We start from the raw sequence: 14309 nt of genomic DNA, 5'->3' as shown, positions 1-14309 counted from the left end.
GTTCGGGCACATCAAAGGGTTTAGCAGGTTCGCGGCCAGAGGAAAGGTCCGCCCCCCTCAGACCTTGCCCTGAAAATGCGCGGCCACCCGATCCACCTTGGCACGGCTACCAAAGACAAAGGGCACGCGCTGATGCAAGGAGGTCGGCGTCAGACCCAAGATCTCGCGCTGCCCATCGGTGGCCCCGCCGCCCGCCTGCACCGCCAGAAAGGCGATCGGCGCACATTCATACAAAAGCCTGAGCCGCCCCGCCTCATACCCCTTGCGCTGATCCGCCGGATAGAGAAACACCCCACCCCGAACAAAGATCCGATGCGCTTCGGCCACCAATGAGGCGATCCAGCGCATGTTGAAATTTTTGCCCCGCGGCCCCTCGGTGCCCGCCAGACATTCATCGACATAGGCGCGCACAGGCTCCGGCCAATGCCGATAGTTCGAGGCATTGATGGCAAACTCCGCCGCTTCAACCGGCAAGGTCGCGGCAGGGTCGGCCAATACGAACGCCCCGGCCACCGGGTCCAGCACATAGCGCTGCACCCCTGCCCCAAAGGAACAGACCAGCGCCACCTGCGGGCCGTAAATCACATAACCCGCGCCGATTTGCTCGGCCACCGGGCGCCGGAAACTGGCCTCCGGGCTGGGCGCGGCGGGATAGACCGAAAAGATCGTCCCCACCGACACATTGGTGTCAATGTTGGACGACCCATCCAAGGGATCAATCGCCAAAGCCCAGCCACCTGCGCCAAGGTCAACCACCTCCTCCTGCTCTTCCGAGGCGTAGTGGCGCACGCCCCCTGCCTGGGCGGCCTGCAAGAACAACTGGTCCGCGATCACATCCAGCGCCTTTTGCGAATCGCCATCGCTATTGGTGCCCGCCGCCGCCCCCAGATGTTCCTCCACCCCGTTGCGGGCAATCCGCGCCGCAAGGGCAATCGCCGCCTCAGCAAGAGCCTGCATCAAAGGTTGCAGCGCGAGGGGCACATGGGCCAAGGGAAAGACGGGCATCGACGGGGATCCTTTCGCAACGCCCCTAGATGCCGCGATCCTTCGGCGCTTGCCAGAGCCTTGCCGCACACCTACTGTCCGCCGGGCAGTTTTTTCGTGAAAAGGCGCAGTTATGCGGCAGCTTGGCCAGTTTATCCCCGCAGCGATGCTTGCCCTCACCCTCGCAGGCCTCCCGACCCTGATGCTCGCCCAAGCCGATGGCGAGGTGATCACCAAGCAGTATAACGATGGCTCGGTCTATGAGGGCACCTTCAAGGACGGCCTGCAGGACGGGATCGGCACCTATCGGCTGCCTTCAGGCTTTGAGTACGAAGGCGAATGGGTCAAGGGCCAGATCGAAGGCAATGGCCGCGCGCGCTATCCCAACGGCTCGGTCTATGAAGGGCGCTTTGTGGCGGGAAAGCCTGACGGGCAGGGCAAGATCACCTATGCCGATGGCGGCAGCTATGAAGGTCAGTGGACCGCGGGCGAAATCACCGGCACGGGCCGCGCCGCCTATGCCGATGGGTCGAGCTACGAGGGCGAGTTTCTCTCGGGCAAGCACCACGGCACTGGCACCTACCGCGATGGTCGCGGCCTTGTCTACGAAGGCACCTGGCTCAACGGGCTGAAAGACGGCAAAGGGCGCCTCAGCTACGCTGACGGCGCGGTCTTTACCGGCGACTTCAAGGCTGACCAGCGCGAAGGTAGCGGCACGCTGACCCTGCCCGACGGGCTGACCTATGTGGGCCAGTGGCAGGCCGGCCAGATCAACGGCACCGGCAAGCTGACCCAACCCTCGGGCGATGTCTATGAGGGCAGCTTCACCGACGGCATCCGCAACGGCGAAGGCCGGGTCACCTATGCCGACGGCTCAGTCTATGAGGGCAGCTTTACCGCCGACCAGCGGCAAGGACAGGGCAAGTTTACCGGCGCCGATGGCAGCCGCTATCAAGGGGCTTGGGTCAAGGGCCAGATGGAGGGCATCGGCCAGATGACCTATCCCAGTGGCGCGGTCTATCAAGGCAGCTTCAAGGCCGACCTGCCCGAAGGCACAGGCAAGATCACCTATCCCGATGGCGCCAGCTATGAGGGCCAGTGGAGCGCGGGGCAAATAACCGGACGCGGCGTCCTCACCCATGCCAATGGCACCAGCTACACCGGGGCCTTGCTGAAGGGCCAGCCTCAGGGTCAGGGTGTCATGACCTATGCCGATGGCTACAGCTATGACGGCGGCTGGAAAGCGGGCCAGCGTGAAGGACGCGGCAAGGCAACCTGGGCCGATGGAACCACTTATGAGGGCAGCTTCAAATCCGACCAACGCCACGGCAAGGGCATATTGACCCAGCCCGACGGCTTTATCTACGACGGCGACTGGCTTGAGGGCGAGATGCACGGCATCGGCAAAGCCACCTACCCGACCGGCGACATCTATGAAGGCGGCTTTGCCAAGGGCAAACGGCAAGGCCCGGGCAAGCTGACCTACAAAACAGGCGAAATCTCCGAAGGTATCTGGGAGAACGGCGTGCTCACCGCCCCGCTTGCCGCGCCCCCTCCCGCCGAACCCGCAGCCACAACGACACCCTAAGCGGCTTTCATCTTGGCCCCAAATACTCCCGCCGGAGGCGCCCGCCCCTGGCCAAGCGAGCTGCGCTCAAAGGCTCATCCCACCCAAACCGCCCCGATCAGCCCACGCAAGGCATTGCCCACCCACAGCCGCACATGGGGCAGGTCCTGCGCCAAAAGCACCTCTTCCGGGCACCCAAGTTCGGCGCGCAGCACCCCGGGCAACAGCCCAGAGGACAGGGGCGGTGTCCGCATCCCCTGCCCGCGGTCAAAGAACAGCGTGGTGATCGACCCGTCACACAGCTCGCCGCGCTCGTTGACGAAGACCACCTCGTCAATCCCCTCGGGTAGGGCAGCGCGGGCACTGTCATAGGCGGCGCGGTTGGTGGATTTGACGGTCAGCCACGGATCGGTGGACAAAAGCGGTGCCCCGGCCCGCGCCAAGCGCCATTCAGACCGGCTCTCCGGCAAGGCGGCTTGCGTGATATCAAACTGGCCCGCCGCATCCAGCGTCAGCCGCAGCCGCAAACCGGCGGCCGGATCGACGTCAACCGCAGCGTCAAACCCCGCCGCGTCAAACCCCCAGCCCAAGGCCGCCGCCCCGCGCGCCATGCGCGCCCGGTGCAGGACCAGCCGCGCAGGCGTCGAATCCGCCCGCAGCGTCTCGATCAGCCTTAGTCCCGGCGCACCAGCCCCTGCACGTAACGCGCTTTCCACAAGGCCTCCTCCCATTCGCCGCTTGCCGTGCTGTCTTGCACGACGCCACCGCCGACATTCAGCACAATCTCCTGCCCCGTCACCGACAAGGTGCGGATGGCCACATTGAAACTGGCCGCGCCATCCGGCGCCATCCAGCCGATCGCCCCGCAATAGGCACCGCGCGCGAAAGGCTCCACCTCGCGGATGATCTCCATCGCGCGGATCTTCGGCGCCCCGGTGATCGACCCACAGGGAAAGAGCGCCGTCATCACCCCCGCCATCGACGGGGCCTCGACGAGATCACCGACCACGGTCGAGACCATCTGATGCAAGGTGGCATAGGTCTCCACGGCAAAAAGCTTGGGCACCTTGACGCTGCCCACCTTGGCCACGCGCGAAATGTCGTTGCGCAGCAGATCCACGATCATCAGGTTTTCTGCCTGCCCCTTTTCGCTCGCGCGCAGCTCTTCAGCCAACTCGCCATCACGCACCGGATCGGCATCACGCGGCGCGGTGCCCTTCATCGGGCGCGCCTCAATCCGGCCTGCGGCCGTCACATTGATGAAAAGCTCGGGGCTGCGCGACACCAGCACCGGCCCCGCGCCCAAGTCAACAAAAGCGCCCCGCCCCACCGCTTGGCGCGCGCGCAAGGCCCCATAAAGGCCCAAAGCGCTGCCCTGCAAAAGCCGGGTCTGCATCGGAAAGGTCAGGTTGATCTGATAGCAATCGCCCGACCCGATATAGCCCATCACCCGCGCCATCGCCGCGTCATAGGCAGAGCGGCTGATCATCGGCTCGACCGGCGCAATCTGAACGCCGCGCGCCTCGGCCGCAGCCGTGTCTAGAAGGGCTGTCGCATCCTCGGGCCCGGCAAACACCCCGAACACCGCGCGCGGCCCACCGCCCTCAGGCTCTTGCGCGGCAAGCTTCGGCTCCAAGGCATAGCCTGCCTCATAAGACAGATAGCCTGCGACATAGAAGCCCTTTGACCTCGCGTCGTCCAGTGCGGCCAAGAGTGCCGGAACCTCGGCCCCCGTCTGCGCCACCAGAACGGCCTGCGCAGCCCGGAACAAGGCCGGACGGCCCCCGGGGCCGTCTTCAACCAATATCTGTTCCTGACCCTGAGGCGATCGCGTTTGCATGCCCCTTAGCTAAGCCGAAGCCCGCCCGCTGACCAGAGCCCCGCCGCCACCTTTGCCACATTTTGCGACGTGTTGGCTTGACCAAGGGCCATTCAAAGCGCCAAGCTTGATGCCATGAGCTATCTCATCCTCAAGGCCGCCATCTCGGGCATTCTGATCGCGCTGGCCTCTGAAACGGCCCGTCGCTTTCCCGGTCTTGGGGCGTTGATCGTCTCGCTGCCACTGGTGTCCGTGCTGTCGATGATCTGGCTGTGGCACGACACCCGAGATGTCGAACGTCTGGCCAGCCATTCCATCGGCACGATCTGGTTTCTGGCGCCGTCGATCCCGATGTTCTTCACCATACCTGCGATGCTGCGGGCTGGATGGGGCTTTTGGCCCTCGCTTTTGGCAGGGTGCGCGTTAACCATCGCCCTTTACCTAGCGATGGTGTGGATTGGCCCTCGTTTTGGCCTGAAACTCTAGGCGCGTCCGCCCCCAGCCTTGCGCCAAGATTTGACGATCTGTCCTGCGATCTGGATCGGCCCCGAATCCCCTTGCACACCGGCGCGCGCTGTCTATAACCCCCGACAATTTGCCAAAACCCAAGGGGGCCGCCATGCCAAAAAGAACCGACATCCAGTCGATTATGATCATTGGCGCCGGCCCCATCGTCATCGGTCAGGCCTGCGAGTTTGACTACTCGGGCGCCCAAGCCTGCAAGGCGCTGCGCGAAGAGGGGTACCGGGTTATTCTGGTGAACTCGAACCCTGCAACCATCATGACCGATCCGGGCTTGGCCGATGCCACCTACATCGAACCGATCACCCCCGAAGTCGTCGCCAAGATCATCGAAAAAGAACGCCCCGACGCTTTGCTGCCCACCATGGGCGGGCAAACCGGGTTGAACACGGCGCTGGCGCTGGCTGACATGGGTGTGCTGGAAAAGTTCAACGTCGAGCTGATCGGCGCCAAGCGCGAGGCCATTGAAATGGCCGAAGACCGCAAACTCTTCCGCGAGGCGATGGACCGCATCGGGCTTGAAAACCCCAAGGCCACCATCATCGCCGCCCCCAAACTGCCCTCAGGCAAATTCGACATTGCCGCCGGCATCCGCGAGGCGATTGCCACGCTCGACTATGTCGGCCTGCCCGCCATCATCCGCCCCGCCTTTACCATGGGCGGCACCGGCGGCGGCGTGGCCTATAACCGCGACGACTATGAGGCGATCATCAAATCAGGCCTTGAAGCCAGCCCCGTGGCGCAGGTTCTGGTCGATGAATCCCTCCTCGGCTGGAAAGAGTTCGAGATGGAGGTTGTCCGCGACAAGGCCGACAATGCCATCATCGTCTGTTCCATCGAAAACATCGACCCGATGGGCGTGCACACTGGCGACTCGATTACCGTCGCCCCGGCGCTGACCCTGACCGACAAGGAATACCAGATCATGCGCAACGGCTCGATTGCCGTGCTGCGCGAGATCGGGGTGGAAACCGGCGGCTCCAACGTGCAATGGGCGATCAACCCTGCCGATGGCCGCATGGTCGTGATCGAGATGAACCCGCGCGTCAGCCGCTCTTCGGCGCTCGCGTCGAAGGCCACGGGTTTCCCGATCGCCAAGGTCGCCGCCAAACTCGCCGTCGGCTATACGCTGGATGAGTTGGACAACGACATCACCAAGGTCACCCCGGCCAGCTTTGAGCCGTCGATTGACTACGTCGTGACCAAAATCCCGCGCTTTGCCTTTGAAAAATTCCCCGGCTCCATTCCCAATCTGACCACCGCCATGAAATCGGTGGGCGAGGCGATGGCGATTGGCCGCACCATCCACGAATCCCTGCAAAAGGCGCTGGCATCGTTGGAAACCGGCCTGACCGGCTTTGACGAAATCGCCATTCCCGGCGCGCCCGACAAGGCGTCGATCATGAAGGCGCTGGGCGATGCCACGCCCGACCGGCTGCGCGTCATCGCCCAAGCCATGCGCTTTGGCCTGACCAATGACGAAATCATCGCCGCCACCGCCTTTGACCCGTGGTTCCTGAACCGCATTCGCGAGATCATCGACACCGAGGCAGACGTGCGCAAAGCGGGCCTGCCCGTCACCGCCGCCGGTCTGCGCAAATTGAAGATGATGGGCTTTACCGATGCCCGTCTGGCCAAGCTGACCGGCCGGGAGGAGGCCCAAGTCCGCCGCGCACGGCGCAATCTGGGCGTCACGGCTGTCTTCAAACGCATCGACACTTGCGCGGCCGAGTTCGAGGCCCAGACCCCCTATATGTATTCCACCTATGAAGCCACCGCGATGGGCGATGTGGAATGTGAAGCCCGCCCGTCGAATGCCAAAAAGGTTGTCATTCTGGGCGGCGGCCCGAACCGGATTGGTCAGGGGATCGAGTTTGACTATTGCTGCTGCCATGCCTGCTATGCGCTGACCGCGGCGGGCTATGAAACGATCATGGTCAACTGCAACCCCGAGACGGTTTCGACCGACTATGACACCTCGGACCGTTTGTACTTCGAACCGCTGACGCTGGAACACGTTCTGGAAATCCTGCGGGTCGAGCAGGAGAACGGCACCCTTCACGGCGTGATCGTGCAGTTCGGCGGGCAGACGCCCCTGAAACTGGCCAATGCGCTTCATGCCGAAGGTATCCCGATCCTTGGCACCACCCCAGACGCCATTGACCTGGCCGAAGACCGCGAGCGGTTCCAGGGCCTGTTGCAATCGTTGAACCTGCGCCAGCCCCACAACGGCACCGCCCGGTCGCGGGATGAGGCTTTTGCGGTGGCCAAGGACGTGGGCTACCCCTTGGTCATCCGCCCGTCGTTCGTGCTGGGTGGCCGGGCGATGGAAATCGTGCGTGATGATGCGCAGCTGGAACGCTATATCACCACCGCCGTGCAGGTCTCGGGCGACAGCCCGGTGCTTCTGGACAGCTACCTTTCGGGCGCGGTCGAGGTGGACGTTGACGCCCTGTCGGACGGGAAAAACGTCCATGTCGCAGGCATTATGGAACATATCGAAGAGGCCGGTGTCCATTCGGGCGACAGTGCCTGCTGCCTGCCGCCGCACCAGCTCTCGGCCAAGATCGTGGAAGAGCTGAAACGCCAGACCATCGTCATGGCCCGTGCCTTGAACGTCGTTGGCCTGATGAACGTGCAATTCGCGATCAAGGACGGTGTGATCTACGTGCTGGAAGTGAACCCGCGTGCATCACGCACCGTGCCCTTCGTCGCCAAGGCCACCGACAGCGCCATTGCCTCCATCGCCGCCCGGCTGATGGCGGGTGAGCCGTTGACGAACTTCCCCAATCGCGCGCCCTACCCCGCAGGCGTTGGCCCCGACAGCGCCTTGCCGCTGGCCGATCCCCACACGCTCGCCGATCCGATCACGCCTTGGTTCAGCGTCAAAGAGGCTGTGCTGCCCTTTGCCCGTTTCCCCGGCGTTGACCCGGTGCTTGGCCCGGAAATGCGCTCCACCGGTGAGGTGATGGGCTGGGACCGCACCTTCCCCCTCGCTTTCCTCAAGGCGCAGATGGGGGCAGGCGTGGTGCTGCCGGAAACCGGCCGCGTCTTTGTGTCGATCAAGGACATGGACAAGACCCCGACCTTCGCCGCCGCCTTGCGTGATCTAATCGCGCTTGGGTTTGAACTGGTCGCCACCAAAGGCACCGCCACATGGCTGACCGCAGAAGGCATCGCCGCGACGCAGGTCAACAAGGTCTGGGAAGGCCGCCCGAACATCGTTGACCGGCTGAAGAATAACGACATCGCGCTGGTGATGAACACCACCGAAGGCACGCAAGCGGTGTCCGACAGCCGCGACATCCGCCGGGTCGCGCTGATGGACAAGATCCCCTACTTCACCACCGCCGCCGCCAGCATCGCGGTTGTCGCTGCGCTGAAGGCCCGGGGTGAGGGCTATGGGGTGAGAACGCTTCAGGGGTGAGGGACGGCCCCGGCTTGCCGGGGAGAAAACGCTCCAGTGGAGCGTTTTCAGTCCCGAACGCCCGCGAACGCTTTCGCGGGCGGGGGAAGAACTGATTGGGTATAAAGCATGTTCACAAGACTAGCTTGGATCATTGCCTGGGCATCATTTTTGTTCGGAGCCATCGGCACTGTATTGGCTTTCGGCATCGCACTCATTGATGATCCGCAAACGCGAGCCGAGTTATCCTCGCGGTATCTTGTGGGTGCGACAACCGGGCAATACATCGACAAATCTATAGCTCTGCTTGTTTTTGGAATAGTCTTGGGGGCCGCCTTAGAGGCCTTTGACAAGCTTTCTAGGGGCAATAACTAAGGTCGTCATGCTCCCCCACAGGGCCGCGCCCGACCTCGGGACGGCGCGCCAACGCTGGTTCTAAGCGCTTTATGGTGCCAGTTCTTCCCCAGAATTTCTGCTGGCAACCGTCGCAAACGCGCCCTCCCGGGGGGAGGTCGGGCGCGGCCCGGCGGCGCATTCGCGCCTTGATTCCGGGCTTTCAGGGCGCAACCGCCTAAAGTTTACGATCCAGTCCCTATTGCCCGTATCCTTTCGATGCCGCCCCTTTCTCCATCGATAATTTCAACACAGCCCAAGGCACGGCTAGGCTTGGACCAGAGGTGTCCATGTCCCGTTATAAACCCCTGATCCAGCCCGCAATCTTGCGATTTCTCATGGCGCTCGGCTGCGCCTTTTCGCTGTCAGCGTCCCCCGTCACCGCGCAAGGTCAGGTGATCTCGGGCGTTGTGATGCGGGTGACCGATGGTGACACCTTTCGCTTGTCAGGGCTGGATGTCGCCGTGCGGGTCTGGGGCTTGGACGCCCCCGAACGCAAGCAACGCGGCGGGACGGCCGCGACCAATGCGATGCGCGATCTGATTGATGGCAAGACCCTAACCTGCGTTGAGCGCGACATCGACCGCTATCGGCGCGTGGTGGGCCAGTGTTTCTTGGAAAACGGTCAGGACATTGCCGCGGCGATGATCGCGGCAGGCGTGGCGCGGGAATACTGCCGCTATTCGCGCGGCTTTTACGGCACCTGCTAAGCCCCGCAGGACGCCCTAGTAAAGCCCTGCCACACGCCCCCGCAGCGTCACCAGCGCCAGCACGGTGTCAATCGTCGGCGTCGGGGTTTCGGTGATGCGGCCCAGCTCCTGTACCGAAGCGACAAGGGCATCAATCTCCATCGGCCGCCCGGCATCCAGATCCTGCAGCATGGAGGTGCGATGCGCCCCCACCGCCGCCCCGCCTTCGATGCGGCGATCGACGTCGATCGGGAAGCTCACGCCCAGCTTTTCGGCCACCGCCTGCGCCTCAATCATCATGCGCCGCGCCACATCGCGCGTACCGGGATCGGTGCACAAGACATCCAAGGTCGCATGGGTCAGCGCCGAGATCGGGTTGAACGACAGGTTGCCCCAGAGCTTGACCCACAACTCGTCGCGCAGACGCGGGCGCACCGGGGCTTTCAGGCCCGCCGATTGCAAGACCTGTGACAGAGCGTTGGCACGGTCGGACTTCGACCCGTCCGGCTCGCCCAAGGAAAAGCGGTTGCCCTCGATGTGGCGGATCACACCCGGCTCGCTCACCTCGGCGGCGGGATAGACCACGCAGCCCAAAACCCGGTCGGGGCCAAAGCCATTCCATTGCACATCGCCGGGGTCAACGCTGCGCAGGCGCGTGCCCTCTAGTGGCCCGCCGATCTTGTGGAAATACCACCACGGCACGCCGTTCACACCGCTGACGATGGTGGTGTCCGGCCCGATCAACGGCTGCATCGCGCCCACCACGGGCGGGACCGAATGGGCTTTCAGCGTGACGATCACATAATCCTGCACGCCCAGATCGGCGGCATTGGCGCTGGCGCGGACTGGCACCGTGACCGGATCGGCGCCTTCCTCAATCAGCGTCAGCCCGCGCGACTGGATCGCGGCCAGATGCGGCCCGCGCGCGACAATGCTGACATCGACACCCGCCTGCACCAGCTTGACAGCCATATAGCCGCCAATCGCACCCGCGCCGAAAATGCAGATTTTCATATGCTGCCCCTTGTTGCCGACTTAGGCCGGTTGGCCCAGACCCAGCTTTTCAGCCAATCCGATGCGCTGCAACTTGCCAGTCGCCCCTTTGGGGATTTCCTCGAGAATGATCACCCGGCGCGGCACTTTGAAATCGGCCATCCGGCTGGCGGCAAAATCGCGGATCTCGCGTTCGGTCGCCGTCTGGCCTTCGCGCAAGACCACGGCAGCGGCCACTTCTTCGCCCAGCTTCGGATGCGGCATGGCAAAGGCCACCACCTGCTGCACCGCCGGATGATCCAAGAGCACGCCATCCACCTCCAGAGGGCTGATCTTTTCGCCGCCCCGGTTGATGATCTCTTTCAGCCGCCCGGTCAGCGACAGATAGCCCTCATCATCCAGCGCCCCCTGATCGCCGGTGCGGAACCAACGCCGACCGTCGACCTCAAAGAAGTTCTTGGCATTGGCGTCGGGGTTGCTTTCATAGCCCGGCGTGACGTTGGGCCCCGAAATCACCACCTCGCCCGTGCCTTCGATCAGGCGGTTTTCCACCTCATGCGCGATGCGCAGCAAGGGGCCTGCGGCCACGCCGACCGATCCGGGCTTTTGCGCACGCGGCGGCAGGGGGTTGCAGGCCATCTGATGGGTGGCCTCGGTCATGCCATAAGCCTCGATCACCGGGGCTTTGAAGGTGGCTTGCAACTCCAGCATCACTTGCGCCGGCAAGGACGCCGAGGACGAGCGCAGGAACCGCAACGGCTGGGCGGCAATCACATCGGCATTGCGCCCGGCGCGCGACAAGATCGCCTGATGCATGGTCGGCACCGCGGTGTACCAGGTGGGCTTTGCCTCACCCATCCAGCCAAAGAACTTCAGCGCATCAAACCCCGGCGCGCACCAGACCGAGGCGCCCGCGGCCAATGACGCGGTGACGGCGGCAATCAGCCCGTGAATGTGGAACAAGGGCATCACGTTCAGGCAGCGATCCGCAGACGTCAGCGCCAGCGAGGTGCCAATGTTGTGGGCGGATGCCACAAGGTTCGACTGCAGCAAGGGCACGATCTTGGGCCGCGATGTGGTGCCCGAGGTGTGCAGGATCAGCGCCGTCGCGTCCGGATCGGGCAGGCCAGCCGGAGCGGGCTGTTTGGCTGGGGTGCCGGTCAGGCGGAACTGCCCCGCGGGGCCACCGGCTACCGGATGCAGGCGCAAGATCGACAGGCCCAAAGGCTCTGCCGCCGCCAAGGCGGGGCCTTCATAACCTTCCAACACCACCAGCGCCTTGGCGTTGAGGTCGTCGAGATAAAAGCTGTATTCCTCGCGCTGATAGGCGGGGTTCAGGGGTGCTGTCACCGCCCCTTGGGCCATGGTCACAAAAGCCGCCGCCATCTCGGGCCCATTGGGCAGGACAATGGCCACCCGGTCCGCCGCCCCGATGCCAAAGCCGCGCAAGGAGGCCGTAACTTCAGCAGCCAGCGCGCGCAAATCGCCAAAGGTCATCCATTCACGGCCCGGAGCGCCCAGCGCTTTTGATGCCCCATCCTTATCGGCCAACAAGGCCGCAAGCGTTGCTACCATCATCAATCTCTTTTCTGTCAGTCCTGCGGCGATGTCTATACAGCGACGTTAGCGCGCCGCTGCATAGTAGGATACTTTGCGTTCGAGATAGGCCAGGAACTCCGACAAGGCAAAGGCCAGCCCGAAGAGCACGATCAAAATCGCCCAGAATTCCGCCATCAGGAACTTGCTGGCGTAAAGCTCGAACAAGGCACCAAAGCCGACGATGGAAATCAGCAGCTGACCGATGATCACCCCTTTGACCGCACGAATAACGCCAATCCGCACCCCGCCCAGAATTTCCGGCAAGGCGGCCCAGAAGTAGACCTTCACAAAGGCATCCATAGGGCTGGCGCCGAAACTGCGCGCCATCTCGATCAGTGAGCGGTTGATCTGCCGCACCCCCGCCCGCGCGTTCAAGATGATGATCCAGATCGCGAAAAGGGTGGTGGTGATGATCACCGTGCGCGCACCAAAGCCGAACAGCACCATCAGCACCGGCACCAGCGCCGTCAGCGGGGCCGAGATAAAAATATTCACCCAAGGCAGCAGCAATTCGTCCAGAACCCGGTTCTTGCCCATCAGGATCCCAACCGGAATACCGATCACGATGGCGAAAAACACGCCGGCCACAAAGGTATACGCTGTCACCCCCAACGCATTCAGGAACGCGGGCGTCGGCAAAAGAGCAAACAGCGTCACGAAGACCTCTGAGATCGGCGGGACGAAGAAGGTCAGCTCAAGCTGCCCAATCACCTCCCACAACAGCGCCCACAGGATCAGTGAGGACAGGGCAGGAAGCTTGTAACCAAGGACATGCATCGCTCAGTTACTCCACATAGCTGCGCAACGAGGCCCAGATCCGGTCCACGATGTCGAGGTATTCAGGATCCCGGCGAATGTTGTCCACGCTTTTGTCGCGGAAACTTGACGGACGAATGATCTCAGACACCCGGCTTGGCCGCGGCAAGAGAATGGCGATTTGGTCCGAGACATAGACCGCCTCTTCGATGGAATGGGTCACGAAGATGAAGGTTTTCTTCTCGTTCTTGACCAGTTCCAACAGGTCCTCTTGGAACTTGCGGCGGGTTTGTTCGTCCACCGCCGAGAAGGGCTCGTCCAGCAGCAAGACTTCGGCATTCACCGACAGCGCCCGCGCAAGGCCGACACGCTGGCGCATGCCGCCCGAAAGCTGATGCGGGAACTTCTGTTCAAACCCGGAGAGACCCACCTCGCGGATGTATTTCTCGGCAATCGCCTCACGCTCAGATTTGGCGACACCGCGCAGCTCCAGCCCGAAGGCCACGTTGCGGATCACACTGGCCCAAGGCAACAGCGCAAAGTCCTGAAACACGAAGGACCGATCCGGGCCGGGGCCTGTGACAGTCGCCCCGTTCACCTCAATCTCGCCCGACGTGGCAGGCAACAGCCCCGCGATAATTTTCAGAAGCGTTGTCTTGCCACAGCCCGACGGCCCCAAAAGCGAGGTCAATTCGCCACGCGGGAACTCAAGCGACAGGTCTTTCAGCGCTTGCACGTCGCCATAGACCTTCGACACATTCCGCACAGAGACGGCGCTGTCAGTGGTGGAGCGGGTATCAGGCTTAATCTGAGGCGTAGCCACGGTTGTTCCCTTCGAAGAGTATGTTTTCCAGCTTTTCCAGCAGGTTCAGAAAAAAGACCGCCAGCAGGATGATCGAGAAAATCGCCGCATACATGCTGGGATAATCTGCAATCGACCGGCTGTAGGTGATGATGTCGCCCACACCTGTCGGGGTGATTTTCAGCTCCGACAGAATGGCGCCGATAAAGCCCGCCGACACCCCAAGGCGCAGGCCCGAAAAGATCATCGGTGAGGCGGCGGGCAGGATGATTTTCAACAGCACATCCCGGTCACGCGCCAAGAAGGAGGTCGCCATTTCCTTCAAAGATCCGGGCGTGTTGCGCACGGCCGAGGCGGTGTTGAGAACGATCACGGGCATGGCCATGATGCACACCACAAAGACCTTGGAGGTCAGGCCAATGCCGTAGACCATCACAAGAATGGGGATCAGCGCTGCCAAGGGCGCGGCTTGAGCCACGATGAAGATGGGCGAGAACAGCCATTCAAAGCCCCGGCTCAGGCCGATCCACAGGCCCATGCCAATGCCGAACACAGCCGAAATCGTCACCCCAACCACCAAAGGCCGCAGGGTTTCGCCATAGGCGACGAACAAGGTTCCATCCAAAGCCATGGCGAGCAAGGCGCTCATGGATTCCAGAAAGGTCGGGAAGGAATAGCTGATCGGCACCCGGCCAGCGATTTCCCACGCGCCAAAGACCAGCGCGGCGGACAAGAGTTTCAGAAGAAGGGGACGGTGCTTCATCAGGTTTCGGTTCCGT

Annotated in this window: 12 protein-coding genes; 4 read left to right on the top strand and 8 right to left on the bottom strand. The window is 62.8% G+C overall.

Translation table 11 applies throughout. The annotated features are described in order from the left end of the window. Positions 1–57: 57 nt before the first annotated feature. Positions 58–1005, bottom strand: a complete 948-nt coding sequence (locus tag AC72UB_RS03615) for a class 1 fructose-bisphosphatase (protein ID WP_505188556.1) — start codon at positions 1003–1005, stop codon at positions 58–60. Positions 1006–1117: 112 nt separating this feature from the next. Between AC72UB_RS03615 and AC72UB_RS03610 the strand changes: the two genes are divergently transcribed. Further along, positions 1118–2572, top strand: coding sequence for an MORN repeat-containing protein (locus tag AC72UB_RS03610; RefSeq protein WP_505188555.1), 1455 nt, complete (start codon positions 1118–1120; stop codon positions 2570–2572). 74 nt (positions 2573–2646) lie between these two features. Here the strand turns inward: AC72UB_RS03610 and AC72UB_RS03605 are convergent, their stop codons facing one another. Then, complete coding sequence (locus tag AC72UB_RS03605; RefSeq protein WP_505188554.1) at positions 2647–3267, bottom strand: aminotransferase class IV; 621 nt, start codon at positions 3265–3267, stop codon at positions 2647–2649. Next, entirely contained in the window at positions 3225–4391 is a 1167-nt protein-coding gene (locus AC72UB_RS03600) for an aminodeoxychorismate synthase component I (RefSeq protein WP_505188553.1), read from the bottom strand. Before AC72UB_RS03600 ends, AC72UB_RS03605 begins: the two co-directional genes overlap by 43 nt. A 114-nt stretch (positions 4392–4505) precedes the next feature. Here AC72UB_RS03600 and AC72UB_RS03595 point away from each other — a divergent pair, with 114 nt between their 5' ends. The 3 genes from AC72UB_RS03595 (at position 4506) to AC72UB_RS03585 (ending at position 9401) form a co-directional block, all read left to right on the top strand. Next, entirely contained in the window at positions 4506–4856 is a 351-nt protein-coding gene (locus AC72UB_RS03595) for a DUF3147 family protein (protein ID WP_505188552.1), read from the top strand. Between the two features lie 133 nt (positions 4857–4989). After that, the gene (gene carB, locus AC72UB_RS03590; RefSeq protein ID WP_505188551.1) at positions 4990–8319 is read left to right on the top strand and encodes a carbamoyl-phosphate synthase large subunit; all 3330 of its coding nucleotides are present in this window, start codon (positions 4990–4992) and stop codon (positions 8317–8319) included. A gap of 662 nt (positions 8320–8981) precedes the next feature. Beyond that, complete coding sequence (locus AC72UB_RS03585) at positions 8982–9401, top strand: thermonuclease family protein (RefSeq protein ID WP_505188550.1); 420 nt, start codon at positions 8982–8984, stop codon at positions 9399–9401. Positions 9402–9416: 15 nt separating this feature from the next. On the opposite strand, the gene AC72UB_RS03580 is transcribed toward AC72UB_RS03585, so the two are convergent. Genes AC72UB_RS03580 through AC72UB_RS03560 form a run of 5 tightly spaced genes read right to left on the bottom strand, consistent with a single transcriptional unit; the run spans position 9417 to position 14293 of the window. After that, on the bottom strand, positions 9417–10394 hold the full coding sequence (locus tag AC72UB_RS03580; RefSeq protein ID WP_505188549.1) for a 2-dehydropantoate 2-reductase: 978 nt from the start codon (positions 10392–10394) through the stop codon (positions 9417–9419). Positions 10395–10415: 21 nt separating this feature from the next. Further along, positions 10416–11948 carry an acyl--CoA ligase gene (locus AC72UB_RS03575; protein ID WP_505188548.1) on the bottom strand — a complete coding sequence of 511 codons (1533 nt, stop codon included), beginning with the start codon at positions 11946–11948 and terminating at the stop codon, positions 10416–10418. A 48-nt stretch (positions 11949–11996) separates the two neighbouring features. After that, entirely contained in the window at positions 11997–12749 is a 753-nt protein-coding gene (locus AC72UB_RS03570) for an ABC transporter permease (protein ID WP_463289405.1), read from the bottom strand. 7 nt (positions 12750–12756) lie between these two features. Continuing rightward, positions 12757–13551 (bottom strand): ABC transporter ATP-binding protein, encoded by a 795-nt coding sequence (locus AC72UB_RS03565; RefSeq protein WP_505188547.1) that lies wholly within the window; start codon positions 13549–13551, stop codon positions 12757–12759. Then, positions 13532–14293, bottom strand: coding sequence for an ABC transporter permease (locus tag AC72UB_RS03560; protein WP_505188546.1), 762 nt, complete (start codon positions 14291–14293; stop codon positions 13532–13534). The genes AC72UB_RS03565 and AC72UB_RS03560 overlap by 20 nt, the downstream gene beginning before the upstream one ends. Positions 14294–14309: the final 16 nt, after the last annotated feature.

It is taken from the genome of Allotabrizicola aquatica (SeqCode) (assembly GCF_965194375.1).
Classification (GTDB): domain Bacteria; phylum Pseudomonadota; class Alphaproteobacteria; order Rhodobacterales; family Rhodobacteraceae; genus Tabrizicola_A; species Tabrizicola_A aquatica.
This window is presented reverse-complemented; position numbering and strand designations above follow the sequence as displayed.